This window comes from Pantoea sp. ICBG 1758 (genome assembly GCF_002928325.1).
Lineage (GTDB): Bacteria > Pseudomonadota > Gammaproteobacteria > Enterobacterales > Enterobacteriaceae > Pantoea > Pantoea eucrina.
The window spans coordinates 248,432-274,727 of sequence record NZ_POWL01000003.1; the positions used below are offsets into that span (position 1 = coordinate 248,432).

A 26,296-nucleotide genomic window follows, 5' to 3' on the forward strand; every position below is an offset into this window, starting at 1 on the left:
CTTGCTTACGCGGCGAGCGCCCCGCTGGCCGCGCACTTCTGAGGAGAAACGATGTCTCGCGAAATCAGTACGGAACAGGCTCCCGCCGCTATCGGTCCCTATGTGCAGGGCGTAGATCTCGGCAGCATGATTATCACCTCCGGACAGATCCCGGTCGATCCGGCAACCGGCGCGGTCGCCGATGATGTGGCAGCCCAGGCGCGCCAGTCGCTGGAGAATGTCAAAGCGATTGTTGAAGCAGCCGGTCTGCAGGTTGGCGACATTGTCAAAACCACGGTCTTTGTCAAAGACCTCAACGACTTTGCCACGGTTAACGCCACTTACGAGGCGTTTTTTACTGAGCATCAGGCCAGCTTCCCGGCGCGCTCCTGTGTCGAGGTCGCCCGCCTGCCTAAAGATGTCAAAATTGAGATTGAAGCGATCGCCGTACGTCGCTGATCCCCTGCCCCTCTCCCGGCCGGGAGGGGGGACTCACCACTTCCTTGCGGCATATCAAGCCATACGCAATTAATCCCGCCTGAACACAACATATAGTCATTACACTACCTGAAATATCTATATATAGCTCAGGAGTGGTAAATGGCGACGACGGTTATAAAACGCGACGGCTGCAGAGTCCCCTTTGATATACAGCGTATTGAACAGGCCATTGCGGCGGCGGCAGAGGCAGTGGCGCAGTGCGATCCTGCCTGGTGCCGGGCGCTGGCTGAGCAGATTGGTCAGCAGCTGGCCGCGCGCGCGGAAGTCGATATCCATGAGATCCAGCTGGCGGCTGAAGAGGCGCTGATGCATGCCGGTAAACCGGCGGTGGCGCGCGCGTGGATTGAGTATCGCCACGACCGGGACCGGGCGCGCGAGCAGCGCAGCCGGCTGCATCACGCCATCAGGGGGCTGGTGGAGCAGACCGACACCGCGCTGCTGCATGAGAATGCGAACAAAGACAGTAATGTCATCCCGACCCAGCGCGACCTGCTGGCGGGCATCGTGGCAAAACATTATGCGCAGCGGCATCTGCTGCCGCGCGCGGTGGCCGAGGCGCACGATCGCGGCGAGATCCACTATCACGATCTCGATTACGCCCCCTTTTTCCCGATGTTCAACTGCATGCTGGTCGACCTGCGCGGCATGCTGACCCGGGGCTTCAAAATGGGCAATGCAGAGATTGAGCCGCCGAAATCGATCGCCACCGCCACCGCCGTTACCGCGCAGATCATCGCGCAGGTCGCCAGCCATATTTATGGCGGCACGACGCTTAACCGCATTGATGAAGTGCTGGCGCCGTTTGTGGAATTAAGCATGGCGAAGCATCGCCGGATTGCCGCGGCGTGGCAGATCGAAAGCGCTGAAGCGTATGCCCGTGAACGCACTGAAAAAGAGTGCTTTGACGCGTTTCAGTCGCTGGAATATGAAGTCAATACGCTGCACACCGCCAATGGCCAGACCCCCTTTGTGACCTTTGGCTTCGGGCTTGGCACCTGTGAAGCCGCGCGCATGATCCAGCGGGCGATTCTGCATAACCGGATCGCCGGACTGGGTAAAAATCATAAAACGGCGGTATTTCCCAAGCTGGTATTTGCCATCCGCGACGGCATAAACCGGCGACCAGGCGACATGAATTACGATATCAAACAGCTGGCGCTGCGCTGCGCTGCTAAACGTATGTACCCCGACATCCTCAATTATGACCAGGTTGTGGCGGTGACCGGCTCATTTAAAACGCCAATGGGCTGCCGCAGCTTCCTTGACTGCTACGAGGAGCAGGGAGAGCCGGTACATGACGGGCGCTGCAACCTTGGCGTGGTAACGATCAATCTGCCGCGCATTGCGCTGGAGGCACAGGGCATTGATGACCGCTTCTGGCAACTGCTCGATAAGCGGCTGGCGCTGACAAAGCAGGCCCTGATGACGCGTATCGCGCGTCTTGAACGCACCAAAGCGCGCGTGGCGCCGATTCTTTACATGGAGGGAGCGTGCGGCATACGGCTGCAGGCTGATGAAGAGATTGGCGTTCTGTTCCGCAACGGACGCGCGTCGGTTTCGCTTGGCTTTATTGGTCTGCATGAGACGCTGAATGCGCTGAGCGGTAATGCGCAGCACCCTTACGATTCGCCCACGCTGCAGGCAAAAGGCGTGGCGATTGTTTCCCGCCTGCGCGCAGCGGCCAGCGCGTGGAAAGCGGAGAGCGGCTACGGCTTTAGCCTCTACAGCACGCCGAGCGAAAACCTGTGCGATCGCTTCTGTCGCCTCGATGCAGCGGAATTTGGTGTGGTTCCGGGCGTGACCGATAAAGGCTACTACACCAACAGCTTCCACCTTGATGTAGAGAAGAAGGTGAATCCGTACGACAAAATCGATTTTGAAGCGCCCTATCCGGCCATCAGCAGCGGCGGCTTTATCTGTTACGGCGAATATCCCAGCCTGCAGCACAACCTGAAAGCGCTGGAAGATGTCTGGGACTACAGCTATCACCGCGTGCCCTACTACGGCACCAATACGCCGATCGATGAGTGCTACGCCTGCGGCTTCAGCGGCGAGTTCAGCTGCACCAGCAAAGGCTTTACCTGTCCCGCCTGTGGCAATCGCGACCCTGCCCGGGTCTCCGTCACGCGCCGCGTCTGCGGCTATCTTGGCAGCCCGGACGCCCGCCCCTTCAATGCCGGTAAACAGCAGGAGGTGCAGCGACGCGTGAAGCACATGAGTGGCGGCCTGCCGAAATGATGCGTATTCATGGCTATTATGATATTGACGTGGTGAACGGGCCGGGCACGCGCTGCACGTTGTTTGTCGCGGGCTGCGAGCATCGGTGCCGGGGCTGCTATAACCCGCGCACCTGGCGCACCGACACGGGCACACCCTTTACGCTGCAGATGGAAGAGCAGCTGATTGCCGATCTCAACGATACCCGCGTGCCGCGTCAGGGCCTGTCGCTAAGCGGGGGCGATCCGCTGCATCCGCACAACGTACCGCATATTCGCCGGCTGGTGCGGCGCGTGCGGCGCGACTGCCCCGGTAAAGATATCTGGCTCTGGACCGGCTATGAGCTGGCTGAGCTTTCTGCCGCTCAGCGGGTGATACTCGACGCTATCGATGTGCTGATTGATGGCCGCTTTGTTGAGGCTGAAAAGGATGCACGGCTGCAGTGGCGCGGCAGTCGTAATCAAAAGATCTGGTGGTTGCGCCAGCCGCCGCCTGCGGAAGACATTGCGCCGCCGGGCTTGCGTTTCAGTGATTAGCGTCCAGACTTGTCAGGTCACTCATGCAACGAACCCTGGGTTCGTTAACCACATGGAGAAGAGAAGATGGGCAAGAAAATAGCGGTTCTGATCACCGATGATTTTGAGGATTCTGAATTTACCTCACCAGCGGATGCTTACACCCAGGCGGGCCATGAAGTGGTCACCATTGAGATGCAGGCAGGAAAAACGGTGAAAGGTAAACAGGGCAAAGCGGAAGTGAAGATTGATAAAGATATCGATCACGTCAGTGCAGCAGAATTTGATGCACTGCTGCTGCCGGGCGGCCACTCCCCCGACGCGCTGCGCGGTGACGATCGCTTTGTCAATTTCACCAAAGAGTTTGTTGCCAGCGGCAAACCGATTTTCGCTATTTGTCACGGTCCACAGCTGCTGATCAGCGCCAACGGCGTGCGCGGCCGCAAGATGACCTGTGTGAAAGCGATTGCGATCGATTTGCGTAACGCGGGTGCCGATTTTTACGACAAAGAAGTGGTCGTGGATGATGACAAGCTGGTCACCAGCCGCACCCCGGAAGATCTGCCGGCATTTAACCGCGAATCGCTGCGCATACTGAGCGCATCATAATATCCCGGCCGCCCGTAGTATCCAGGGCGGCATGATATATCTGACCCAGGGCGGCATGAATGCCGCCCCTACAATTATACGACCTGTAGGGGGCGCATTCATGCGCCCCTGGTTTTTGCGATATACCCGCCCCAGGGCGGCATGAATGCCGCCCCCTGTGGTTGCACGATATCTGACCCAGGGCGGCATGAATGCCGCCCCCTGTGGTTGCACGATATCTGACCCAGGGCGGCATGAATGCCGCCCCTGTGATTGCACGACCTGTAGGGGGCGCATTTATGCGCCCCTGGTGTATTTATGATGCGATACGCTGCCAGCTGATTTTCTTGCCAAAACCCAGTGTGTTATCCGTCATCTTCAGCTCATCTATCGTGAGCTGCCAGAGAGGCGCGGTGACTTTTTTTGCGACCGGAAAACGGCGCTGATAGGCGCTTAACGCCTGCGCATCCTCGCTTAGCCGGATATGTCCGCGATACTGGACGCCTTTAAGCAGCTGAACACTTTTCGGCTGGCCATTAATGGTGCCTGCGACCTGCGGGTTATGCAGCATCATGGCACCGTGACGCGTGGCGGTGTCGCTCATCAACCAGAATGCCATCTGTGCTTCATCAAACAGATAGTAGCAATTAGCGCACCACAGCTCTTCCGATGCGCTGGCGCAAAGCGAAAGCACATGCTGTTTCTTCAGGTAGCGCAGTAAATGAGACAGATCGGACAAAGGTCGCTCCCTGCACATAGCCGTGAACGCGGCGGCACGTTACACTGCTGGTGCTTTGTTTTGAGGTCTGAGAAATGGAACAGAACTGGCAGCTTTATATGCTGCAAACCGCTGCCGGGATGATCTATACCGGAATTACCACCGATGTGGCGCGCCGGCTGCTGCAGCATCAGCAGGGACGCGGCGCCCGCTCGCTGCGCGGTAAAGGGCCGCTTACGCTGATGTTTCACTGCCCTGCCGGTGACCGCGCTGCGGCTTCACGACTGGAGTATCAGGTCAAACAACTCGCCCGTACCCACAAACTGCTGCTGATAGCGCAACAGCCGGCGTGTCTGACCACCTGGTTTACTCAGCGTGGTTAAAAGGCGCAGCAAATACCACTAACCCTTCTGCGCCGCTGAACGCATCGTCTGCCAGCTTGTAAATCTGGAATGTCGCCTCGCTGTCGGGCCAGCGGCAGTGCAGCCCATGATGGGCCGCCGACTCAAAGCCCAGCGGCTGGTAAAATGCGGGATCGCCCAGCACCACGACCGCGCTGTAGCTGAATTCATTCAGTGAATCGAGCCCCTCATAAACCAGCTGCTTTGCCAGGCCCTGCCCGCGTACCGAACTGTCAACGGCCAGTGGAGCCAGCGCCACCCAGTTACGATCTTCACCCTGCAGCGTTACCGGACTGAAAGCAGCATAGCCCAGCACCTGACCCTCATCATCGGTTGCCACCACGCCCAGCGTGAGCAATCCATCTTCGCGCAGCTGCTGTACCCGTTCAGCTTCAGCTGGGGTCGCAAAACTGCGTTTTAACAGGCTGTCGATGCCGGCAGCATCAACGCCAATCTCAGTACGAATTAACATGGCATCCCCGTGCGTGACGCATAAGCCTGCGCCTTTTGTTTCCCTTCTGCCTTAGCCCGAGCAGCTACCAGCAGCAAGTCGTTGGCTTCGCCGCGAAACCCGGCATCTGCTTCGGCGTCGCGTGAAACGGTCAGACGCCTCCTGCAGCGTGGCGATGCGGCAAAACTGACTCGCAGCAATCCGATCGCCCAGGCCGCGCCCTTGCAGAAAGTCTAACTCACCTTCAGCGAAAACATGACGAAATTGCGCGTTTAAGAGTTGTTGCAAAAGAGTTTTTTCCATCTCCGTACCCGCTTTGCCCGCAATATACGCCTATTCAGCAGGCTTTTTCCCCTAACCGGCGGCGTACGGTTACGAACGGTGTGGCTCTGCGTATTTATAACAGGTTATCAATTATGCCATCTCTGTCGCGCAGTCCTCCCTGCTGAGATCAACAAGCCTGCTATTACGCGTCAGGAAAATAGCGCAGCGGCAGGGGTATACCTTCCGGAAAAATGGTTAATAAAGGCACAATCCGGCTACATCCCTGCCCTTAATAGCAGTTTTAATATGGGTAATGTTGCGTAATACTTATGGCAGCAGGCTGTTCAACGCCTGCGCCATCATTTGCTGGAGTACTCATGTCTGAGAAAAAACCTGTTCGCCTGTCCGTGCTGGATCTGGCTCCTATTCCGCAAGGCGCGTCTGCGCGCGACGCCTTTCACCATTCACTGGCGCTGGCGCGTCAGGCGGAAGCGCTGGGTTTCCACCGCTACTGGCTCGCTGAGCATCACAACATGACCGGTATTGCCAGCGCCGCGACCTCGGTGCTGATCGGGTATCTCGCGGCAAATACCGAAACCCTGCGGCTTGGATCCGGCGGGATTATGCTGCCTAACCATGCGCCGCTGGTGATTGCCGAGCAGTTCGGTACCCTGGAGTCGCTCTACCCTGGTCGCATCGATCTCGGGCTGGGCCGTGCACCGGGTTCCGATCAGCGCACGATGATGGCGCTGCGCCGTCATCTCTCCAGCGCCCAGGCCGACAGCTTCCCGGAAGATGTCGCTGAGCTGCTGCGCTGGTTTGATGCTGAAGAAGGCGAGCATCATCCGGTACAGCCAGTGCCGGGCCTCGGCCTGAAAATTCCGGTGTGGCTGCTCGGCTCAAGCCTTTACAGCGCTCAGCTGGCGGCGAAGCTCGGGCTGCCGTTTGCCTTTGCCTCGCACTTCGCCCCGGATCTGCTGCTGCAGGCGCTGCATCTGTACCGTGAGAAGTTCCAGCCTTCGGCGCGCCTGGCTAAGCCATACGCTATGGTCTGTGTGAATATTGTGGCGGCAGAGAGTGAGCGCGACGCGCGCTTCCTGTTTACCTCCATGCAGCAGCAGTTTATCAACCTGCGCCGCGGCAAGCCGGGCCCGCTGCCTGCGCCGGTGGAAAATATGGATAGCCTCTGGTCGCCGTCAGAGCAGTATGGCGTGCAGCAGGCGCTGAGCATGTCGATTGTGGGCGATAGCGAAAAGGTGCGTCACGGTCTGGCAGCGTTGCAGCGCGAAACGCAGGCGGATGAGATCATGGTCAACGGTCAGATCTTCGATCCCAAAGCGCGGCTGCGCTCATTTGCGCTGGCGATGGAAGCTGCCGGCACGCTGTAGCAGGTTGAGTAAAAGAGATAAAAAAAGGGACGCCGCATGGCGTCCCTTTTTATTGCTTAACGTTTAGCGATTATGCATCACGACGACGTGAGGTGCCTTCGTCGCGACGTGGGCCACGGCCCGCTTCGCGGCTAAAGCGTCCGCCTTCGCGGCCACCTTCACGACGCTCGGAGAAGCGACGCGGTGCGCCTTCACCACGTGGTGCATCACCACGCGGTGCGCTGCTGCGACGCTCACCACCGAAATCACGACCGCCGCTGCGGCGCTCAGTACGCTCGTGTGGCTGTGCATCACCCAGCAGCTGCATATTCATCGGCTTGTTCAGAATACGCGTGCGCGTGAAGTGCTGCAGAACTTCACCCGGCATGCCTTTTGGCAGTTCGATGGTGGAGTGCGTGCCAAACAGCTTGATGTTACCAATGTAGCGGCTGCTGATATCGCCTTCGTTAGCGATAGCGCCCACAATGTGGCGAACTTCAACGCCGTCATCGCGGCCCACTTCAATGCGGTAAAGCTGCATGTCGCCAACGTCACGACGCTCACGACGTGGACGATCGCCATCACGGCTCTCACCACGGCTGTCGCGGTCACGACGCGGACGGTCAGCGCGGTCATCACGATCGCGGAACTCACGACGCTGCGGACGCGGCGCGTCAGCCGGTACGATCAGTGGACGTTCACCCTGAGCCATTTTCAGCAGGGCAGCCGCCAGCGTTTCGATATCCAGCTCTTCTTCCGGCTGCATTTTGCTCAGCAGCGCGCGATACTGATCCAGATCGCTGCTTTCCAGCTGCTGCTGTACTTTTGCTGCAAATTTGGCCAGACGACGCTCACCCAGCAGCTCTGCGTTTGGCAGTTCTACTTCCGGAATAGTCAGCTTCATGGTGCGTTCAATGTTACGCAGCAGACGACGCTCGCGGTTCTCAACGAACAGCAGCGCACGGCCAGCGCGGCCCGCACGACCGGTACGGCCGATACGGTGAACATAAGACTCCGCATCCATCGGGATATCGTAGTTAACAACCAGGCTGATACGCTCAACGTCCAGACCGCGCGCCGCAACGTCGGTTGCAATCAGGATATCAAGACGGCCATCTTTCAGGCGCTCCAGCGTCTGCTCACGCAGTGCCTGGTTCATGTCGCCGTTCAGCGCGGCACTGTTGTAGCCGCTGCGCTCTAAGGCTTCAGCCACTTCCAGCGTTGCGTTTTTGGTACGCACGAAAATGATGGCTGCATCAAAGTCTTCTGCTTCCAGGAAACGCACCAGCGCTTCAGTTTTACGGCCGTAAGCGGTCCAGTAAGACTGTGAAATATCCGGACGCGTGGTCACGCTTGACTGGATACGCACTTCCTGTGGATCTTTCATGAAGCGTTTGGTAATACGACGAATCGCTTCTGGCATAGTTGCAGAGAACAGTGCGGTCTGATGACCTTCCGGGATCTGCGCCATGATGGTTTCAACGTCTTCGATGAAGCCCATACGCAGCATTTCATCAGCTTCGTCCAGAACCAGACCACGCAGGTTAGAGAGGTCCAGAGTACCACGCTTCAGGTGGTCCAGCAGGCGGCCCGGGGTACCCACAACGATCTGTGGTCCCTGACGCAGGGCGCGCAGCTGTACGTCATAACGCTGGCCGCCATACAGGGCCACGACGTTGACGTTACGCATATGTTTAGAGAATTCTGTCATCGCTTCAGCCACCTGCACCGCCAGTTCGCGGGTCGGTGCCAGCACCAGAATCTGTGGTGCGCGGACAGAAGGATCAACGTTGTTTAACAGCGGCAGTGAGAACGCCGCGGTTTTACCACTACCGGTCTGCGCCATACCCAGAACATCGCGGCCCGCCAGCAGGTGAGGAATACACTCAGCCTGGATTGGGGAAGGCTTAACGTAGCCCATACCGTTCAGAGATTCGAGGATGTCGGCGTTCAGGCCCAGATCAGCAAAAGTGGTTTGAATATCAGTCATGTAGTACACGTGCCTCTTAGATTGCGGCGGCCAGTCTACATAACTCGTCGTGAAAATTTTCAGTCATTTTCATCAAAAAGTGTGAACCGGCTCAAATTAGAAGTTTTGACGAACAGAAAAGCCCTCACCTCTGGAGGTGATGACTTTACAGGTACAACAGGCAATAAAAGTTCGTCAGCTATTGCTGGTCAGATTCTGATAAATCGTCTTGTGTCTGGCCGAGTTGCGCCAGTTCCAACAATGCGTATCGGTGTTCAACAAAGTTGTTAACGTTGTTAGACACCGCCAGTTTGAACAACGCTTTCGCGTCGTCCTTCTCTCCCAGACTTAGGTAGTACTTACCTAAATAGAAGTTGGTTTCACTGAGATGTTCAGCGAGCGAGGTGTTATCCGTTGCGTCCGCCTTGAGACGTTCCATCAATGTTTTTTCACTGATGTCGCCCAGGTAGAACTCGACAATATTCCATCCCCATTGGTCCTTAGCCGCTTTGTCATAACGCTGTTTCAGCGCTACTTTAGCCTGGTCTTTGTCTATCTCGCTTTCAGTGAGATAGAGCCAGAGGCTGCGGAACGGATCGTTAGGATCGTCTTGATAAAACGCCAGCAGATCATCTTGCGCTAACCTGTATCGACCACCGTAGTAGAGAGCGATACCGCGGTTTAAATGCGCATAATTGTAAGTTGGATCAAGCTCAAGTACAGAATCAAACGCTTCGTAGGCGGCATCAAAGTTGCCAGCCTGCGTTAAGTATATACCAAGATAGTTAAACACTTCTGGCATATCTGGTCTTATAGACAGCGCTTGCGAGAAATCGTTCCGCGCCAGTGCCCTCAGACCCAAACTATCATACAACACTCCGCGCTCATATAACAGCTGTGCGCGTTCATCGTCGGTCAGGGCCCGACTGGCAAGAATTTGTTCCATTCGCGCCAGAATGACCTCTTGCTGCAGTGTGGGCTGCAAAGGTACTGCCAGAACTTCGTTCTTACGCCAATTGGAGTTGCTGCATCCTGCCAGCGAAATAGCTGTCGCAACAATACACCAGCGCAAAAAAGGCTTCATTTCCCACTCCCGATACAAACATTGGGATAACCATCCTGTCATCCGCCTGCTATGCACAAGGGTTCCCGCCCTCGCGATGATACCCTGGCGGTGTCAACTTATCGGCACAGCGACCGTGAATTGACGCTACCAGAGTATACAAACACCCCTTTCTGCCGGGCAGAAAGGGGCTAATCAGGACACGCTTATTCAGCGTCAGAAGCGTCCACAGCAGCAGCGGCTTCTGCCGGCTTCTGCTCAGTTGCCTCTTTGATGCTCAGACGTACGCGGCCCTGACGGTCAACTTCCATCACCTTAACCGGTACTTCCTGACCCATCTGCAGGTAGTCGGTCACTTTCTCTACGCGCTTGTCGGCAATCTGAGAAATATGAACCAGACCTTCTTTACCGCCACCGATAGCCACGAACGCACCGAAATCAACGATACGGGTAACTTTGCCGGAGTAGATGCGGCCCACTTCAATCTCAGCGGTGATCTCTTCGATACGACGAATCGCTTCTTTCGCTTTCTGACCGTCGGTCGCAGCGATTTTTACGGTGCCGTCATCTTCGATTTCAATGGTAGTACCGGTCTCTTCGGTCAGCGCACGGATTACCGAGCCGCCTTTACCAATCACATCTTTGATCTTGTCAGAGCTGATCTTAATGGTGTAAATACGCGGTGCGAATTCAGAGATCTCCTGACGCGGCGTGCTGATAGCCTGCTCCATGACGCTCAGGATATGCAGACGCGCACCCTTAGCCTGGTTCAGCGCAACCTGCATGATTTCGCGGGTGATGCCTTCGATTTTAATGTCCATCTGCAGCGCGGTAATACCTTCACGGCTACCCGCTACTTTGAAGTCCATATCGCCGAGATGATCTTCATCACCCAGGATGTCAGACAGCACGACAAACTTCTCATCTTCCTTCACCAGACCCATAGCAATACCGGCAACGGCTGCTTTGATCGGTACGCCTGCGTCCATCAGTGCCAGTGAAGCACCGCAAACGGAAGCCATAGAAGAAGAACCGTTTGATTCAGTGATTTCTGATACAACGCGTACGGTGTACGGGAACTCTTCCTGCTTAGGCATAACTGCCAGTACGCCACGCTTCGCCAGACGACCGTGACCAATTTCACGACGCTTCGGTGAGCCAACCATGCCGGTTTCGCCCACTGAGTATGGAGGGAAGTTGTAGTGGAACAGGAAGCTGTCGGTACGCTCGCCCATCAGCTCATCCAGGTTCTGCGCATCGCGTGCGGTACCCAGCGTAGCAGCAACCAGCGCCTGCGTTTCACCACGGGTGAACAGCGCAGAGCCGTGCGTACGCGGCAGTACGCCGGTACGAACGTCCAGACCGCGGATCATATCTTTTTCGCGACCGTCGATACGCGGTTCGCCGCTCAGGATGCGGGTACGAACCACATTCTTTTCGAGGCTATGCACGATATCGCCGATTTCTGCATCATCCAGCGCAGCATCTTCAGCCAGCAGCGCAGCGATCGTCTCATCTTTGATCACGCCAACCTGTGCGTAACGCTCCTGCTTATCGGTGATGCGGTAAGCATCAGCGATGCGCGCTTCCGCCAGCGCGGCAACACGTGCAATCAGTGCATCGTTAGTCGCTTCTGGCTTCCAGTCCCAGCGCGGTTTGCCCGCTTCGGCAACCAGCGCGTTGATGTTTTCGATAACAACCTGCTGCTGGTCGTGGCCAAATACCACGGCGCCGAGCATCTGCTCTTCAGTCAGGATATCGGCTTCAGATTCAACCATCAGTACCGCGTTCTGGGTACCCGCAACCACCAAGTCCAGACGTGACTGTTTGATCTCATCTGCGGTCGGGTTCAGGACATACTGGTCGTTGATGTAACCAACGCGAGCAGAACCGATTGGACCGTTGAACGGAATACCTGACAGTGACAGCGCAGCAGAGGCGCCAATCATTGCCACGATGTCCGGGTTAACCTGAGGGTTAACAGAAACGACAGTAGCGATAACCTGCACTTCGTTAACGAAGCCTTCCGGGAACAGCGGACGCACCGGGCGGTCAATCAGACGCGCAATCAGGGTTTCGCCTTCGCTTGGACGGCCTTCGCGACGGAAGAAGCTGCCCGGGATACGACCAGCAGCATAGGTACGCTCCTGATAGTTAACGGTCAGCGGGAAAAAGTCCTGGCCTGGTTTCGCTTTCTTCTGGCCAACAACGGTTACAAATACCGCTGTGTCATCCATGCTTACCATAACAGCCGCGGTAGCCTGACGTGCCATCATGCCGGTTTCCAGCGTGACGGTATGCTGACCATATTGGAATTTGCGTACGATCGGATTCAGCAAAATTAACATCCTTAAATTCAGGGCAGAGCCATTGCGGCTCGCCAGTGATAACCGATCTTTGTCGCATCCTCGCGACTAATGACAACCCTCAACCGCCCCTGCGGCAAAGCCTCTCATTAGCCGCGCGAACCTCTGCAAACAAAGATCACACTCAGCAACAATACATGAGTTTGGTCTGGATTGCTGCGGATTGCTCGAAAAAAGGGGCCTTAAAGGCCCCCTTTTCGCGAAACTCGCACAAATCTGATCGTCAGATGCGTTTTTTTGCATAGTGCATGCGCTACATCCCTGATCAGATTCTTCAGACTTAGCGACGCAGACCCAGGCTCTCGATCAGGCTGGTGTAGCGAGCAACGTCTTTACGCTTCAGATAGTCCAGCAGCTTACGACGCTGGGATACCATGCGCAGCAGACCGCGACGGCTGTGGTGGTCTTTCTTGTGCTCAGAGAAGTGACCCTGCAGGTGGTTAATCTGAGCAGTCAGCAGAGCAACCTGAACTTCAGTTGAACCGCTGTCGTTAGCGCCACGACCATATTTAGCAACGATCTCTGCTTTAGCTTCTACGCTTAGAGACATAATAAACTCCAGTAAAAAAATGAATGTATGGGTGCCGATCTCTAATTCAGCAGCCCGCTTTTAAAGCCGCGCTATTCTACTCTGCGCCCGCAGGCAACGCAAATGCGCTGTTGCAGCAAAGATGAGCAGCACGGTCAGCCAGGAAACTCCACCACCAGCCGGCGTGGCGCTACCCGTCCATCGGCGGCGATTTCAGCCATGCCGATGAATTTTTGTGCCTCACCTTCCGTGACCCTTACCAGACCTGCTGCCGGCGTATCCGCAGCCTGGACCGGCATACCCTGCTTAAAGCTGGCGGCAACCGTAACGGGCAGATTGACCACCGGAAAATCTTCCGCCGGGCTGTCCATTGGCAGCAGCAGCGCATCGAGCGCGCTGTAGTCAGGCGTTTCAGCCGCGGTGGCTTCTGCTGCCACCGCCTGCAGCTGCTCCAGCGTCATCATTCGTGCAATCGGGTAGCGTGCGACCTGCAGACGACGCAGCATAATGACATGCGCGCCACAGCCCAGCTTCTCACCCAGATCGTCGATGATAGTACGAATATAGGTGCCTTTGGAGACGTGGATCTCCAGCTCCAGCTCATCACCTTCATGGCGAATAAACTGCAGCTCAAATACGGTGATGGGTCGGGCTTCACGCGGCACGGTAACGCCTTCGCGCGCATACTCATAGAGCTTGCGACCCTGATATTTCAGCGCCGAGAACATAGTCGGCACCTGCATCGTATCACCGCGAAAACTCTCCAGCGCCGCATCCAGCTCAGGCTGGCTGAAGGTCACCGGGCGGGTTTCCACAATGTTGCCATCTGCGTCTGAAGTATCGGTACGTTCGCCCAGCCGGGCGATAACGCGATAACGCTTATCAGAGTCGAGCAGATACTGCGAAAACTTGGTGGCCTCGCCCAGACAAACCGGCAGCATACCGGTGGCAAGGGGATCCAGCGCACCGGTATGACCCGCTTTGTTAGCATTAAACAGGCGCTTAACTTTTTGCAGCACATCATTGGACGACGCGCCCTGATGCTTATCCAGCAGGAAGACACCGTGTACGTCGCGGCCGCGACGACGAGGACGACTCATCAGTCCTCCTTGTCATCTTCCGCCGGGGTTTCACCGCGCCGTTCTGCATCGTTTCTGATCACGTTAGAGACCAGATTTGACATGCGCATCCCTTCAATCAGTGAGTTGTCATAGAAGAAGGTCAGCTCCGGCACAATGCGCAGACGCATCGCTTTGCCCAGCAGAATGCGGATGTAGCCTGACGCCTCTTTCAGCGCTTTCAGACCATTTTTTACCGCTTCCTCATCCTGATCGTTCAGGAAGGTCACAAATACTTTGGCATAGGCCAGATCGCGCGACACTTCAACGCCAGAGACCGTCACCATCATACCCAGACGCGGATCTTTGATTTCGCGCTGCAGAATAATCGCGATCTCTTTTTGCAGCTCCTGAGAAACCCGCTGCGGGCGACCAAATTCTTTCGCCATAATGATATCTCCCAAATAATTCGGGAGGCCAGTGGCCTCCCAAATTGCAGTACATCGATAAGTGAATTATGCGATGGTGCGTTTAATTTCAATGATTTCGAACACTTCGATCATATCGCCAACGCGAACGTCGTTGTAGTTCTTCACACCGATACCACACTCCATGCCGTTACGCACTTCGTTGACGTCATCTTTGAAGCGACGCAGGGATTCCAGCTCGCCTTCATAGATAACCACGTTGTCGCGCAGGACACGAATTGGGTTGTGACGCTTGATGTTGCCTTCGGTAACCATACAGCCCGCGATCGCGCCAAATTTCGGTGATTTAAACACATCACGTACTTCGGCCAGACCGATGATCTGCTGTTTGAATTCCGGCGCCAGCATACCGCTCATCGCAGCTTTTACTTCGTCAATCAGATTATAGATGACGGAGTAGTAACGCAGGTCGACGTTTTCAGCATCAATCACGCGACGCGCAGAAGCGTCAGCACGGACGTTAAAGCCGAGGATGATCGCATTGGAAGCGGCCGCCAGCGTAGCGTCGGTTTCGGTGATACCGCCCACGCCAGAACCGATAATCTTCACCTTCACTTCGTCGGTGGAGAGTTTCAGCAGCGAATCGGAGATCGCTTCTACCGAGCCCTGTACGTCAGACTTCAGAACGATGTTCAGCTCTGAGACTTCGCCTTCAGTCATGTTCGCAAACATGTTTTCCAGCTTCGACTTCTGCTGACGCGCCAGTTTCACTTCGCGGAATTTACCCTGACGATAGAGAGCAACTTCACGCGCTTTCTTCTCGTCACGGACCACAGTCGCTTCATCACCCGCTGCCGGTACGCCAGAGAGACCCAGGATCTCAACCGGAATCGATGGGCCTGCTTCCTGTACTTCGCGTCCCAGTTCGTCACGCATCGCACGTACGCGGCCATACTCGAAGCCACACAGTACGATATCGCCTTTGTTTAGCGTACCTTCACGTACCAGCACGGTAGCGACCGGACCACGACCTTTATCCAGGAAGGATTCGATAACCACACCGCTTGCCATACCTTCACGAATAGCGGTCAGCTCAAGCACTTCCGCCTGCAGCAGAATGGCGTTCAGCAGATCGTCGATACCGGTACCCGCTTTCGCAGAAACGTTGACGAACATGTTTTCGCCGCCCCACTCTTCCGGAATGATGCCGTACTGAGTCAGCTCGTTCTTCACGCGGTCCGGATCGGCTTCTGGTTTGTCGCACTTGTTCACTGCAACCACAACCGGTACGCCGGCCGCTTTTGCGTGTTGAATCGCTTCGACGGTCTGTGGCATCACGCCATCATCCGCAGCAACGACCAGGATAACGATATCCGTTGCCTGCGCACCGCGAGCACGCATAGCGGTAAACGCGGCGTGTCCCGGGGTATCCAGGAAGGTGACCATGCCGTTTTCGGTTTCAACGTGATAGGCACCGATGTGCTGGGTAATACCACCCGCTTCGCCAGAGGCGACTTTGGTTGAGCGGATGTAATCCAGCAGGGAGGTTTTACCGTGGTCAACGTGACCCATGATGGTCACGACCGGCGCACGGCTCTCCTGCGCTGCATCAGTATCACGATCGTCCATTACCGCTTCTTCCAGCTCGTTCTCGCGGCGCAGGATCACTTTATGACCCATCTCTTCCGCGACCAGCTGTGCAGTTTCCTGGTCGATAACCTGGTTGATAGTCGCCATCGCGCCCATCTTCATCATCGCTTTGATGACCAGTGAACCTTTCACTGCCATCTTGTTCGCCAGTTCAGCTACGGTGATGGTTTCGCCGATAATCACGTCGCGGTTAACGGCCTGCGCTGGCTTGTTAAAGCCCTGCTGCAGTGCGCTAGGTTTGCGATGCTTACCGCCTTTACCACCGCGAACCTGCGCACGCGCTTCTTCACGATCGGTTTTAGCTTCGGAGTGCTTGTTGCCTTTTTTGGCAGGACGCGTGGCTTTAGCCGTGGTGCGTGCACGTGCACGACCCGCTTCAACCTGACGATCGTTTTCGTCTTCTGCCTGACGGGCATGAGTTGAAGTTGTGACGTGATAGTCACCTTTATCTTCTTCCTCAGGTTTGTCCCACTCAGCGCCTTTCTCTTCTGCCAGGCGGCGTGCTTCTTCCGCTACGCGGCGTGCGCTCTCTTCGAGCTTACGACGGGCTTCTTCTTCAGCTTTACGCTTCAGTTCAGCCGCTTCAGCTTCGCGACGGGCTTTATCAGACTGCGCAGCCTTGGTCACTTCATCGGTAGGTTGGTTTGTCACTTTATCTTTTTCCGCTGCTTCACGCTTAGCCTTGTCAGCGGCTTCGCGCCTGGCTTTATCTTCGGCTTCACGTTGCGCTTTTAATTCAGCCTCGCGACGGGCTTGTTCTTCCGCCTCGCGACGCGCCTGCTCTTCCGCTACGCGCTGTGCCTCAGCTTCCGCTTCTGCCTGAGCCTGCTGCTCAGCCTCTGCATCACCCTTCACATATGTGCGCTTTTTGCGAACTTCAATTTGCACCGATTTACTTTTACCCCCGGTGCCCGGAATATTCAAGGTGCTGCGCGTTTTGCGCTGCAACGTCAGTTTACCTGAACTGGTTTGACCGTGCTCACGGTTCAGGTGGGACAGTAAGGTCTCTTTCTCTTGCTGGGACACCGCGTCGTTTTCAGACTTAGGGATCCCCGCATCAGCAAATTGCTGTACCAGGCGATCGACCGGAGTCTGAATTTCGGCGGCCAGCGATTTTACGGTTACATCTGTCATGCTGTTCCTTCCTGTTATTACGCGTCATCGCCGAACCAGCAGATATTACGTGCAGCCATAATCAGCGCACCGGCCTTCTCATCATCCAGCCCTTCAATATCTGTCAGATCGTCAACACCTTGCTCAGCGAGATCTTCCAGCGTGCAAACGCCTTTTGACGCCAGGCGATAGGCCAGCGCACGATCCAGGCCTTCAAGATTCAGCAAGTCCTCAGCGGGCTCCTGATTACCAAGGCTTTCTTCTTTCGCTAATGCCAGGGTGGTTAACGCATTTTTGGCTCGTTCACGCAGGGCTTCAATGGTCTCTTCGTCGAGGCCGTCAATTTCCAGCAGCTCGTTCATTGGCACATAGGCCAGTTCTTCCAGCGAAGAGAAGCCCTCTTCCACCAGTATGGTGGCGAACTCTTCGTCGATGTCGAGATGTTTCGTGAACATATCGATTGCTGCGTGGGCTTCAGCCTGATGCTTAGCCTGCAGATCGTCGACGGTCATCACGTTCAGCTCCCAGCCGCTCAGCTGGGAAGCCAGACGCACGTTTTGGCCATTACGGCCGATCGCCTGAGCCAGATTACCGGCCTCAACAGCGATATCCATGGTGTGATTATCTTCATCCACCACGATTGACGCCACATCGGCAGGCGCCATGGCGTTAATTACAAACTGTGCCGGATTATCATCCCACAGCACGATATCGATACGCTCGCCGCCCAGTTCACTGGAAACAGCCTGCACGCGTGCGCCGCGCATACCGACGCAGGCACCTACCGGATCGATACGTTTATCGTTGGTTTTTACCGCAATTTTAGCGCGTGAACCCGGATCGCGGGCAGCCGCTTTAATTTCGATAACTTCTTCACCAATTTCCGGCACCTCAATGCGGAACAGTTCGATCAGCATTTCAGGTTTGGAACGGGTAACAAACAGCTGAGCACCACGCGCTTCAGGACGCACGGCATACAGCACGCCGCGAATACGGTCGCCCGGACGGAAGTTCTCACGTGGCAGCATATCTTCACGTACGATCACCGCCTCGGCGTTGCTGCCCAGGTCCAGCGTGATGTTGTCGCGATTCACTTTCTTCACCTGACCGGTGATGATGTCGCCTTGCTGCTCGCGGAACTGGTCCACAACCATTGCGCGCTCAGCTTCACGTACTTTCTGAACGATAACCTGCTTCGCAGTCTGTGTAGTGATACGGTCAAAGGTGACAGATTCAATCTGATCTTCAACGTAATCGCCCAGATTGAGCGCTTCATCTTCGAAGCGAGCCGCGTCCAGCGTGATTTCACGCGTAGGCTGAGTAACTTCATCAACGATTACCCAACGACGGAACGTGTCGAAATCGCCGCTGCGACGATCGATACTGACGCGCACGTCGATTTCCTGCTCATACTTCTTTTTGGTCGCAGTGGCCAAAGCGCTCTCCAGCGCTTCGAAGATTTTCTCACGCGGCAGAGCTTTTTCATTAGAAACGGCTTCTACTACAGCTAAGATTTCTTTATTCATCCTGGTTAGCCTCAATCCGGACTTTTAAAAGTGGGGGACCAGGTTCGCTTTCTGAATATTGCTCAGTGCGAACACTTCATCGTTACCCTCGACGGTCACAGTGATCATCTCGCCTTCCACCGACTTGATGATGCCCTGCCATTTGCGACGGTTCTGTACCGCCATCCGCAGGACCAGGCTGACTTCCTCACCCGCAAAGCGCGCATAGTGTTCTGCAGTGAAAAGTGGACGATCGAGACCCGGCGAGGAAACTTCAAGGTTGTAAGCCACCGTAATTGGATCTTCCACATCCATCACAGCGCTCACCTGGTGGCTAACATCGGCGCAATCATCAACATTGATACCCTCTTCGCTATCAATATAGATGCGCAAGGTTGATGTGCGACCACGAACGAATTCAATACCGACCAGTTCGTAGCCAAGCGCTTCTACCGGAGCAGAGATCAACTCTGTCAATTTTTGCTCTAATGTGGACAAGCCCACCCCCAAGACATAAAAAAAGGGCCTAAAGCCCAGTGTTACGATTTCCTGATAACAAAAAACCCCGAAAAATCGGGGCTTTTTATGACTGGACCCTGTATGCCGCAGTGCGGCTTCGGCGCACAATCCAGAAGAATTTTTTTCAAAAACTCACTGATAGTGCGTCCGTCGATGCATACAGTATATTTGAAAAAGAACTCTAAGGGAAAGTGGTTGCGGGGGCCGGATTTGAACCGACGACCTTCGGGTTATGAGCCCGACGAGCTACCAGGCTGCTCCACCCCGCGTCCGAAAACGTGGCGAATATTACGCCGATCTTGCGAAAATAGCAAGTTTTACTGAGAATTGGTACCGAGGACGGGACTTGAACCCGTAAGCCCTTTCGAGCACTACCACCTCAAGGTAGCGTGTCTACCAATTTCACCACCTCGGTACTGCACTGACTGCGACGATAGTATAGTCGCTTAAGCGTTGACGATTTACTGCTTACTGCGGGATATCATTGCCCGGGGTTGCCGGTTTAGCTGGCTGAGTCTGCTGTTCAGACTGAGCTGGCGCAGTGAGGTTTTCCCACTCGCTTCCTTTGGAAGTCTTATTGCTGTTCAGGTTACCCAGAATCAGACTGATAATGAAGAACAGCGAAGCCAGTATCGCGGTCATACGTGTCATAAAGTTACCTGACCCGTTTGAACCAAACAGCGTACCGGAAGCGCCTGCACCGAATGAGGCTCCCATATCAGCGCCTTTGCCTTGCTGCAGCATGATCAGACCAACCAGGCCAATCGCCACAATAAGGAAAACAACTAACAGAGCTTCGTACATAATCAACCTGTTTCCTTGCGCGTAACCGCACAGTTAAAGCTTCAACCAATACAGACGGGTAGTCTCGTCATTACCCATCAGAAGCGGGTGTGAATACTAACCAAAGGCGCCTGGCTCTGCAAGTGCAATTTTAGCCATAAAATTCAATTGCAGAAAAAAGCGCCAGCATGATGATTTACCAGGCGAAAAGGCGTCCCGCCTGCCGACTGGCCGGGTTTAAACTGCTTTTACCGCTGCGGCAATATTATGCGCCAGCGCGGTTACCTGCGCTTCATCTTCGCCTTCCACCATCACGCGGATCAGCGGCTCCGTGCCTGATTTACGCAGCAGTACCCGCCCGCGCCCTGCCAGCGCCTGCTCTGCTTCGGCAGCCGCAGCTTTCACGCTTTCGCTCTCCAGCGGATCGTGGCTGCCGGTAAAGCGCACGTTAACCAGGATTTGCGGCAGCATTTTCATACCGCTGCACAGATCGTGCAGACTCATGTGGTTGCGCACTATGGCAGTAAGCACTTGCAAACTGGCTACAATTCCGTCGCCGGTACTGATTTTATCCAGCAGAATAACGTGCCCGGAGTTCTCAGCCCCCATGCGCCAGCCTTTCTCCTGCATTTTTTCCAGTACGTAGCGGTCGCCCACTTTGGCACGGGTGAACGGGATGCCCAGCTGTTTCAGGGCCAGCTCCAGCCCCATGTTACTCATCAGCGTCCCGACCACGCCACCGCGCAGCTGCCCCTGACGCAGCGCTTCGCGCGCAATGATATAGAGAATCTGGTCGCCATCCACTTTCTGTCCCAGATGATCCACCATCATGATGCGATCGCCATCTCCGTCATAGGCGAGACCAAGGTTAGCCTGCTCTTCCAGGACGCGCTGCTGCAGCTGACGCAGGTCAGTCGCTCCGCACTCCTTGTTGATGTTCATGCCGTCCGGCTGCACGCCAATCGCGATGACCTGCGCACCCAGCTCACGCAGCACGTTAGGGGCGATGTGATAGGTGGCACCATTCGCGCAATCGACCACAATTTTCAGACCGTTGAGACTCAGCTCGCCGGGGAAAGTGCCTTTACAAAATTCGATATAACGGCCGGCGGCATCCACGATACGGCTGGCACGCCCCAGTTCAGCAGATTCCACGCAGGTCAGCGGTTTTTCCAGCTCGCGCTCAATCGCTTCTTCCACATCATCCGGCAGCTTGGTGCCTTCGGCTGAGAAAAATTTAATGCCGTTATCATCAAACGGATTGTGAGAGGCGGAGATCACGATCCCCGCTTCCGCACGAAACGTTCGCGTCAGGTAGGCGATTGCCGGGGTTGGCATCGGTCCGGTAAAAGCTGCCGAGAGGCCTGCTGCTGCCAGCCCCGCTTCGAGCGCCGACTCCAGCATATAGCCAGAAATGCGCGTGTCTTTGCCAATCAGTACTTTTCTTGAACCTGAACGCGCCAGCACTTTGCCTGCGGCAAAACCCAGCTTCAGTACAAAATCGGGCGTGATCGGCGCTTCGCCTACTTTGCCGCGGATGCCATCTGTACCAAAATATTTACGCTCACTCATGCCTGTTATCCTTTTGCTCTCTGGGTCGCTTCCACGATGCGCATCGCTTCAACTGTCTCTTTCACATCATGCACGCGAATAATCTGGGCGCCCTGCATCGCAGCAATGACTGCGCAGCTCAGGCTGCCGGTAAGACGCTGTGCCGGGCCGACATTAAGCAGCTGACCAATCATCGATTTACGCGACATTCCCACCAGCAGCGGTAAGCCGTAATGGTGAAAATGGCTCAGGTGGGCCAGCAGCTCATAGTTATGGCTGAGATTCTTACCGAAACCAAAGCCCGGGTCGAGCAGCAGTTGCGCTTTTTTGATGCCCGCCGCCTCACAGCGCGCAATTTGCGCAGCGAAGTAAGCGTCCACTTCGCTGACCACATTGTTATACGAAGGTGTCTGCTGCATGGTACGGGGTTCACCCTGCATATGCATCAGACAAACCGGTAAACCGCTCTCTGCCGCCGCACCGAGCGCGCCAGGCTCTGAAAGCGAGCGAATATCATTGATGATGTGAGCACCCGCTCTCGCTGCTTCACGGATGACGTCAGGCTTTGAGGTATCTACTGAGATCCAGACTTCAAACCGCTGTGCAATGGCCTCCACGACCGGGATAACCCGCTCCAGCTCCTCCTCAACGCTGACCTCGTCCGCTCCGGGCCGGGTCGACTCGCCGCCGACATCGATGATTGTCGCGCCCGCATTTACCATCTCATTAGTATGCGTCAGCGCGTTTACCAGAGAGTTATGCGCGCCGCCGTCAGAAAAGGAGTCGGGCGTTACGTTCAGAATACCCATTACATGGGGGAAGGAGAGATCGAGAAAGGAATCACGCGCGTGGAGTTTCATGGCAGGTATGGTCCTGAAGTGGTCAAACGTTAAATGTAAAAAACCCCGGACTGGCCGGGGTTTTTGCTGAGGTGATGGCCTCTTATTTATTGAACTGCTCAGACATGGTATTACCCGGATTCGGCGTACGCGGTTCATCAACCGGACGTGGCGCCTTTGGCGTACCGTTGCTGTCAGAGTTGTTGCTGCCGGGATCTTCCCAGCCAGCTGGCGGTCGCACATCGCGGCGCGCCATCAGGTCATCAATCTGCGGAGCATCAATGGTTTCATACTTCATCAGCGCATCTTTCATCGCATGAAGAATATCCATGTTCTCGCCCAGAATACGACGTGCACGCTGATAGTTGCTGTCGATCAGGTGTTTAACTTCCTGATCGATGATACGCGCAGTCTCATCTGACATATGCTTGGCTTTCGCTACGGAACGGCCAAGGAACACTTCACCCTCTTCTTCCGCATAGAGCAGCGGGCCAAGCTTCTCTGAGAAGCCCCACTGCGTCACCATGTTACGAGCCAGATTGGTCGCCACTTTGATGTCGTTAGATGCACCGGTAGAGACATGTTCTGCGCCGTAGATGATCTCTTCAGCCAGACGACCGCCATAGAGCGTGGAGATCTGACTTTCCAGCTTCTGACGGCTGGCGCTGATAGCATCACCTTCCGGCAGGAAGAACGTCACGCCCAGCGCACGGCCGCGCGGAATGATCGTAACTTTATGTACCGGATCGTGTTCTGGCACCAGACGGCCGATAATCGCATGCCCGGCTTCATGGTAAGCGGTTGACTCTTTCTGCGCTTCCGTCATCACCATGGAGCGGCGTTCTGCACCCATCATGATTTTGTCTTTGGCTTTTTCGAACTCGACCATCGACACTACGCGCTTGTTGCCACGAGCGGCAAAGAGTGCGGCTTCGTTGACCAGGTTTGCCAGGTCAGCTCCCGAGAAGCCCGGTGTACCGCGTGCGATAATAGCCGCATCGATGTCGGTTGCCAGCGGCACACGGCGCATATGCACTTTCAGGATCTGTTCACGACCGCGCACGTCCGGCAGGCCAACGACAACCTGACGGTCAAAACGGCCCGGACGCAGCAGCGCAGGGTCGAGTACATCCGGACGGTTGGTTGCGGCGATAACAATAATGCCTTCATTGCCTTCAAAACCATCCATCTCAACCAGCATCTGGTTCAGCGTCTGCTCACGCTCATCGTGACCACCGCCTAAACCGGCACCACGCTGACGTCCTACCGCATCGATCTCATCGATAAAGATGATGCACGGCGCAGCTTTTTTCGCCTGTTCGAACATGTCACGCACGCGGGATGCGCCCACGCCGACAAACATTTCTACGAAATCGGAACCGGAAATAGTGAAGAAAGGCACTTTCGCTTCGCCGGCGATAGCTTTAGCCAGCAGCGTTTTACCTGTACCCGGCGGGCCCACCATCAGGACGCCTTTCGGGATTTTACCGCCCAGCTTCTGGAAACGGCTTGGTTCACGCAGATACTCTACCAGCTCACCTACCTCTTCTTTCGCTTCATCACAGCCAGCGACGTCGGCAAAGGTGGTCTTGATCTGGTCTTCCGTCAGCATGCGGGCTTTGCTTTTGCCGAAGGACATCGCGCCCTTACCGCCGCCGCCCTGCATCTGACGCATAAAGAAGATCCATACGCCAATCAGCAGCAGCATCGGGAACCAGGAAATGAAGATAGAAGCCAGCAGGCTTGGCTCTTCAGGTGGTTCACCCACTACTTTGACGTTTTTGGTCAGCAGGTTATCGAGTAACTTGGGATCGTTGACAGGAATGTAGGTGGTATATTTATTACTGTCTTTTTTGGTTACGTTAATTTCACGCCCGTTAATACGTGCCTCGCGGACCTGATCCTGGTTCACTTCCGACAGGAAGGTTGAATAATCAACCCTACGGCCATTCGACTCGCTGGGCCCAAAGCTCTGGAATACTGACATCAGCACGACCGCGATGACTAACCAGAGAATCAGGTTTTTCGCCATGTCACTCAAGGGATTAACCTCATATTACAACGGTGTTAACAGACAGCGTAGGGTACTATATATCCTTCATACCTGGAATCGCAGCATGGATGAATTTGCTGGTTTACCCTGAAACTCAGAATCAGGCCGGGATAAACGCACTATTCAGCTTGCTTTGACGCCGGTATTCGGGCCTACAGTTTGCGCCCTGTCGCCACAATATACACTTCACGTGAACGTAACCGCGAAGCGTCTGGCTTACGAATTTTCACTTTCGTAAATAGGGAGCGAATTTCCCGGAGGTATTCATCGAAGCCATCTCCCTGAAACACTTTCACAACAAAACTGCCGCCGGGAGCCAGTACATCCCGACACATTTCCAGCGCCAGTTCAACTAAATACATTGAACGAGGAATATCCACAGCTGGCGTACCGCTCATGTTGGGTGCCATATCTGACATCACCACCTGAACTTTCTGGTCCCCTACCCGCTCAAGCAGCGCTTTCAGCACGGCCTCGTCACGGAAGTCACCCTGCATAAAATCCACGCCGACAATCGGATCCATCGGCAGCAGATCGCAGGCAATCACCCGCCCGCTATTGCCAATCTGCTGTACCACATATTGTGACCAGCCGCCGGGTGCCGCGCCTAAGTCCACCACGGTCATACCGGGTTTAAACAGCTTGTCACCCTGCTGAATTTCATCAAGTTTAAACCAGGCGCGCGAACGCAGCCCTTTTTTCTGTGCCTGAAGCACATATTTATCGCTAAAGTGTTCCTGAAGCCAGCGACTGGAACTGGCCGAACGCTTTTTACCCGTCATAATTTTTCCAGTTAAATCGTCATCGTAGCGATAAATCAGCGCGCAATGGGTAGCGATGATTTGGCGATATACCCGAGATGGCGGTAGAATGACCCGTTTTCAATCCCTGAGTAAGCAAAAAATACGATGAATCTGAGTACCAAACAAAAACAGCACCTGAAAGGCCTGGCCCACCCACTGAAGCCGGTGGTCATGCTGGGCGGCAACGGCCTTACTGAAGGCGTGCTCGCCGAAATCGAACAGGCGCTTGACCATCACGAACTGATTAAGGTGAAAATTGCCTCAGAAGATCGCGAAACCAAGCAGCTGATCGTCGAGGCCATTGTGCGTGAAACCAAGGCCAGCAATGTGCAGGTTATCGGCAATGTGCTGGTGCTGTACCGCCCGGCGAAAGAGCGCAAAATCACGCTGCCTCGTTAAGCTCTATACTAAGCGCGGCGCAGCGGGCAGAGAAAGTGCCACGCTCACGCATGCGATAAAAGGCCGCCATGCGGCCTTTTTCCTTTCTTTACATTGTGCCCGGCATAACAGCAGCGGGTGCTTACAGATATTCAACCTTCAGCACTTCATACTCCACGTCACCGCCTGGCGTTTTCACAATGGCTACGTCATCGGCCTCTTTGCCCACCAGACCACGCGCCATTGGCGAGTTAACTGAGATCAGATTTTGTTTAAAATCTGCTTCATCGTCACCCACAATGCGGTAAGTAAACTCTTCGTCGGTATCTACATTCAGCACAGTTACCGTGGCACCGAAAATGACGCGACCGGTTTTTGGCATAGATGTGATGTCGATCACCTGCGCATTAGAAAGTTTAGCTTCAATCTCCTGAATACGCCCTTCGCAAAACCCCTGCTCTTCACGCGCAGCATGGTACTCGGCGTTCTCTTTCAGGTCGCCATGCTCACGAGCTTCAGCGATGGAGGCGATGATGCGCGGACGCTTTACGGTTTTCAGTTCGTTCAGCTCTTCACGCAGCTTCTCAGCGCCTTGTAACGTCATCGGAATCTGATTCATTTTGGCTCCTCGTCTCTATCCTGGTTAACGGTGTCATCCTGACTGGTGACAGCAGAATAATCGCTTCTG

25 protein-coding genes, 2 tRNA genes and 1 pseudogene are annotated in these 26,296 nt (G+C 55.2%); 7 read left to right on the forward strand and 21 right to left on the reverse strand.

From position 1 onward, the window contains the following. The first annotated feature begins 51 nt into the window (after positions 1–51). The 4 genes from ridA to C1Y41_RS12875 all read left to right on the forward strand — a co-directional run bounded on the left by ridA (position 52) and on the right by C1Y41_RS12875 (position 3,821). On the forward strand, positions 52–438 hold the full coding sequence (gene ridA, locus C1Y41_RS12860; protein ID WP_039382308.1) for a 2-iminobutanoate/2-iminopropanoate deaminase: 387 nt from the start codon (positions 52–54) through the stop codon (positions 436–438). Between the two features lie 141 nt (positions 439–579). Continuing rightward, complete coding sequence (nrdD, locus tag C1Y41_RS12865; protein WP_104085587.1) at positions 580–2,718, forward strand: anaerobic ribonucleoside-triphosphate reductase; 2,139 nt, start codon at positions 580–582, stop codon at positions 2,716–2,718. Further along, positions 2,715–3,233 carry an anaerobic ribonucleoside-triphosphate reductase-activating protein gene (gene nrdG / locus C1Y41_RS12870; protein WP_052246465.1) on the forward strand — a complete coding sequence of 173 codons (519 nt, stop codon included), beginning with the start codon at positions 2,715–2,717 and terminating at the stop codon, positions 3,231–3,233. Before nrdD ends, nrdG begins: the two co-directional genes overlap by 4 nt. 66 nt (positions 3,234–3,299) lie before the next feature. Further along, complete coding sequence (locus C1Y41_RS12875; RefSeq protein ID WP_039382303.1) at positions 3,300–3,821, forward strand: type 1 glutamine amidotransferase domain-containing protein; 522 nt, start codon at positions 3,300–3,302, stop codon at positions 3,819–3,821. 295 nt (positions 3,822–4,116) lie between these two features. Here the strand turns inward: C1Y41_RS12875 and C1Y41_RS12880 are convergent, their stop codons facing one another. Next, a complete protein-coding gene (locus C1Y41_RS12880) occupies positions 4,117–4,539 on the reverse strand; it encodes a YhbP family protein (protein ID WP_104085588.1) in 423 nt (140 codons plus the stop codon). Between the two features lie 74 nt (positions 4,540–4,613). On the opposite strand from C1Y41_RS12880, the gene C1Y41_RS12885 reads away from it, so the two are divergent. Beyond that, positions 4,614–4,901: a GIY-YIG nuclease family protein gene (locus C1Y41_RS12885; protein ID WP_039382299.1), complete on the forward strand. Its 288-nt coding sequence runs from the start codon at positions 4,614–4,616 to the stop codon at positions 4,899–4,901. Here C1Y41_RS12885 and C1Y41_RS12890 read toward each other — a convergent pair. Beyond that, positions 4,885–5,391 (reverse strand): GNAT family N-acetyltransferase, encoded by a 507-nt coding sequence (locus tag C1Y41_RS12890; protein ID WP_039382296.1) that lies wholly within the window; start codon positions 5,389–5,391, stop codon positions 4,885–4,887. The two genes, C1Y41_RS12885 and C1Y41_RS12890, sit on opposite strands and share 17 nt — an antisense overlap. Positions 5,392–5,447: 56 nt before the next feature. Then, positions 5,448–5,673, reverse strand: a pseudogene (locus C1Y41_RS20225) (SCP2 domain-containing protein); the annotation flags it as partial. 338 nt (positions 5,674–6,011) lie between these two features. On the opposite strand from C1Y41_RS20225, the gene C1Y41_RS12900 reads away from it, so the two are divergent. Further along, on the forward strand, positions 6,012–7,022 hold the full coding sequence (locus C1Y41_RS12900) for a luciferase-like monooxygenase (RefSeq protein ID WP_039382294.1): 1,011 nt from the start codon (positions 6,012–6,014) through the stop codon (positions 7,020–7,022). A 70-nt stretch (positions 7,023–7,092) separates the two neighbouring features. On the opposite strand, the gene C1Y41_RS12905 is transcribed toward C1Y41_RS12900, so the two are convergent. From C1Y41_RS12905 to rlmE, 17 genes are all read right to left on the reverse strand, one after another. Further along, a complete protein-coding gene (locus tag C1Y41_RS12905) occupies positions 7,093–8,991 on the reverse strand; it encodes a DEAD/DEAH family ATP-dependent RNA helicase (RefSeq protein WP_094110676.1) in 1,899 nt (632 codons plus the stop codon). Between the two features lie 16 nt (positions 8,992–9,007). Next, positions 9,008–9,064: a protein YrbN gene (yrbN, locus tag C1Y41_RS20465; protein WP_100229640.1), complete on the reverse strand. Its 57-nt coding sequence runs from the start codon at positions 9,062–9,064 to the stop codon at positions 9,008–9,010. A gap of 105 nt (positions 9,065–9,169) precedes the next feature. Further along, on the reverse strand, positions 9,170–10,054 hold the full coding sequence (gene nlpI, locus C1Y41_RS12915) for a lipoprotein NlpI (protein WP_039382290.1): 885 nt from the start codon (positions 10,052–10,054) through the stop codon (positions 9,170–9,172). A 185-nt stretch (positions 10,055–10,239) separates the two neighbouring features. Continuing rightward, on the reverse strand, positions 10,240–12,372 hold the full coding sequence (gene pnp / locus C1Y41_RS12920) for a polyribonucleotide nucleotidyltransferase (RefSeq protein WP_039382288.1): 2,133 nt from the start codon (positions 12,370–12,372) through the stop codon (positions 10,240–10,242). A gap of 307 nt (positions 12,373–12,679) precedes the next feature. Next, on the reverse strand, positions 12,680–12,949 hold the full coding sequence (gene rpsO, locus C1Y41_RS12925) for a 30S ribosomal protein S15 (RefSeq protein ID WP_010615981.1): 270 nt from the start codon (positions 12,947–12,949) through the stop codon (positions 12,680–12,682). 134 nt (positions 12,950–13,083) lie between these two features. Continuing rightward, on the reverse strand, positions 13,084–14,028 hold the full coding sequence (gene truB, locus C1Y41_RS12930; RefSeq protein ID WP_039382285.1) for a tRNA pseudouridine(55) synthase TruB: 945 nt from the start codon (positions 14,026–14,028) through the stop codon (positions 13,084–13,086). Beyond that, complete coding sequence (gene rbfA / locus C1Y41_RS12935; RefSeq protein ID WP_039382283.1) at positions 14,028–14,435, reverse strand: 30S ribosome-binding factor RbfA; 408 nt, start codon at positions 14,433–14,435, stop codon at positions 14,028–14,030. The genes truB and rbfA overlap by 1 nt, the downstream gene beginning before the upstream one ends. Before the next feature lie 66 nt (positions 14,436–14,501). Further along, a complete protein-coding gene (gene infB / locus C1Y41_RS12940) occupies positions 14,502–17,198 on the reverse strand; it encodes a translation initiation factor IF-2 (protein WP_071669136.1) in 2,697 nt (898 codons plus the stop codon). Between the two features lie 17 nt (positions 17,199–17,215). Then, positions 17,216–18,703 carry a transcription termination factor NusA gene (gene nusA / locus C1Y41_RS12945; RefSeq protein WP_039382278.1) on the reverse strand — a complete coding sequence of 496 codons (1,488 nt, stop codon included), beginning with the start codon at positions 18,701–18,703 and terminating at the stop codon, positions 17,216–17,218. A 24-nt stretch (positions 18,704–18,727) separates the two neighbouring features. Next, positions 18,728–19,180 carry a ribosome maturation factor RimP gene (rimP, locus tag C1Y41_RS12950; protein ID WP_039382276.1) on the reverse strand — a complete coding sequence of 151 codons (453 nt, stop codon included), beginning with the start codon at positions 19,178–19,180 and terminating at the stop codon, positions 18,728–18,730. Positions 19,181–19,393: 213 nt separating this feature from the next. Beyond that, a tRNA-Met gene (locus C1Y41_RS12955) sits at positions 19,394–19,470 on the reverse strand. Positions 19,471–19,529: 59 nt separating this feature from the next. Further along, positions 19,530–19,616: transfer RNA gene (locus tag C1Y41_RS12960), tRNA-Leu, on the reverse strand. 53 nt (positions 19,617–19,669) lie between these two features. Further along, positions 19,670–20,005 carry a preprotein translocase subunit SecG gene (gene secG, locus C1Y41_RS12965; protein ID WP_039382274.1) on the reverse strand — a complete coding sequence of 112 codons (336 nt, stop codon included), beginning with the start codon at positions 20,003–20,005 and terminating at the stop codon, positions 19,670–19,672. Positions 20,006–20,221: 216 nt separating this feature from the next. Further along, complete coding sequence (gene glmM / locus C1Y41_RS12970; protein ID WP_071669137.1) at positions 20,222–21,556, reverse strand: phosphoglucosamine mutase; 1,335 nt, start codon at positions 21,554–21,556, stop codon at positions 20,222–20,224. A gap of 5 nt (positions 21,557–21,561) precedes the next feature. Beyond that, the gene (gene folP, locus C1Y41_RS12975; RefSeq protein WP_104085589.1) at positions 21,562–22,395 is read right to left on the reverse strand and encodes a dihydropteroate synthase; all 834 of its coding nucleotides are present in this window, start codon (positions 22,393–22,395) and stop codon (positions 21,562–21,564) included. 82 nt (positions 22,396–22,477) lie between these two features. Next, positions 22,478–24,406, reverse strand: a complete 1,929-nt coding sequence (gene ftsH / locus C1Y41_RS12980; RefSeq protein ID WP_039382268.1) for an ATP-dependent zinc metalloprotease FtsH — start codon at positions 24,404–24,406, stop codon at positions 22,478–22,480. Between the two features lie 173 nt (positions 24,407–24,579). Further along, on the reverse strand, positions 24,580–25,209 hold the full coding sequence (rlmE, locus tag C1Y41_RS12985) for a 23S rRNA (uridine(2552)-2'-O)-methyltransferase RlmE (protein WP_039382266.1): 630 nt from the start codon (positions 25,207–25,209) through the stop codon (positions 24,580–24,582). Positions 25,210–25,335: 126 nt separating this feature from the next. Between rlmE and yhbY the strand changes: the two genes are divergently transcribed. After that, complete coding sequence (yhbY, locus tag C1Y41_RS12990) at positions 25,336–25,629, forward strand: ribosome assembly RNA-binding protein YhbY (RefSeq protein WP_039382264.1); 294 nt, start codon at positions 25,336–25,338, stop codon at positions 25,627–25,629. A 121-nt stretch (positions 25,630–25,750) separates the two neighbouring features. Here yhbY and greA read toward each other — a convergent pair whose 3' ends face one another. Next, a complete protein-coding gene (gene greA / locus C1Y41_RS12995; RefSeq protein ID WP_039382260.1) occupies positions 25,751–26,227 on the reverse strand; it encodes a transcription elongation factor GreA in 477 nt (158 codons plus the stop codon). Positions 26,228–26,296: the final 69 nt, after the last annotated feature.

Excerpts from the sequence above, each read along its gene's own strand:
- ridA (WP_039382308.1), top strand. The coding sequence starts at position 52 with ATGTCTCGCGAAATCAGTACGGAACAGGCTCCCGCCGCTATCGGTCCC.
- nrdD (WP_104085587.1), top strand. The coding sequence starts at position 580 with ATGGCGACGACGGTTATAAAACGCGACGGCTGCAGAGTCCCCTTTGAT.
- nrdG (WP_052246465.1), top strand. The coding sequence starts at position 2,715 with ATGATGCGTATTCATGGCTATTATGATATTGACGTGGTGAACGGGCCG.
- C1Y41_RS12875 (WP_039382303.1), top strand. The coding sequence starts at position 3,300 with ATGGGCAAGAAAATAGCGGTTCTGATCACCGATGATTTTGAGGATTCT.
- C1Y41_RS12885 (WP_039382299.1), top strand. The coding sequence starts at position 4,614 with ATGGAACAGAACTGGCAGCTTTATATGCTGCAAACCGCTGCCGGGATG.
- C1Y41_RS12890 (WP_039382296.1), bottom strand. The coding sequence starts at position 5,391 with ATGTTAATTCGTACTGAGATTGGCGTTGATGCTGCCGGCATCGACAGC.
- C1Y41_RS12900 (WP_039382294.1), top strand. The coding sequence starts at position 6,012 with ATGTCTGAGAAAAAACCTGTTCGCCTGTCCGTGCTGGATCTGGCTCCT.
- C1Y41_RS12905 (WP_094110676.1), bottom strand. The coding sequence starts at position 8,991 with ATGACTGATATTCAAACCACTTTTGCTGATCTGGGCCTGAACGCCGAC.
- nlpI (WP_039382290.1), bottom strand. The coding sequence starts at position 10,054 with ATGAAGCCTTTTTTGCGCTGGTGTATTGTTGCGACAGCTATTTCGCTG.
- rpsO (WP_010615981.1), bottom strand. The coding sequence starts at position 12,949 with ATGTCTCTAAGCGTAGAAGCTAAAGCAGAGATCGTTGCTAAATATGGT.
- truB (WP_039382285.1), bottom strand. The coding sequence starts at position 14,028 with ATGAGTCGTCCTCGTCGTCGCGGCCGCGACGTACACGGTGTCTTCCTG.
- rbfA (WP_039382283.1), bottom strand. The coding sequence starts at position 14,435 with ATGGCGAAAGAATTTGGTCGCCCGCAGCGGGTTTCTCAGGAGCTGCAA.
- infB (WP_071669136.1), bottom strand. The coding sequence starts at position 17,198 with ATGACAGATGTAACCGTAAAATCGCTGGCCGCCGAAATTCAGACTCCG.
- nusA (WP_039382278.1), bottom strand. The coding sequence starts at position 18,703 with ATGAATAAAGAAATCTTAGCTGTAGTAGAAGCCGTTTCTAATGAAAAA.
- secG (WP_039382274.1), bottom strand. The coding sequence starts at position 20,005 with ATGTACGAAGCTCTGTTAGTTGTTTTCCTTATTGTGGCGATTGGCCTG.
- glmM (WP_071669137.1), bottom strand. The coding sequence starts at position 21,556 with ATGAGTGAGCGTAAATATTTTGGTACAGATGGCATCCGCGGCAAAGTA.
- folP (WP_104085589.1), bottom strand. The coding sequence starts at position 22,395 with ATGAAACTCCACGCGCGTGATTCCTTTCTCGATCTCTCCTTCCCCCAT.
- ftsH (WP_039382268.1), bottom strand. The coding sequence starts at position 24,406 with ATGGCGAAAAACCTGATTCTCTGGTTAGTCATCGCGGTCGTGCTGATG.
- rlmE (WP_039382266.1), bottom strand. The coding sequence starts at position 25,209 with ATGACGGGTAAAAAGCGTTCGGCCAGTTCCAGTCGCTGGCTTCAGGAA.
- yhbY (WP_039382264.1), top strand. The coding sequence starts at position 25,336 with ATGAATCTGAGTACCAAACAAAAACAGCACCTGAAAGGCCTGGCCCAC.
- greA (WP_039382260.1), bottom strand. The coding sequence starts at position 26,227 with ATGAATCAGATTCCGATGACGTTACAAGGCGCTGAGAAGCTGCGTGAA.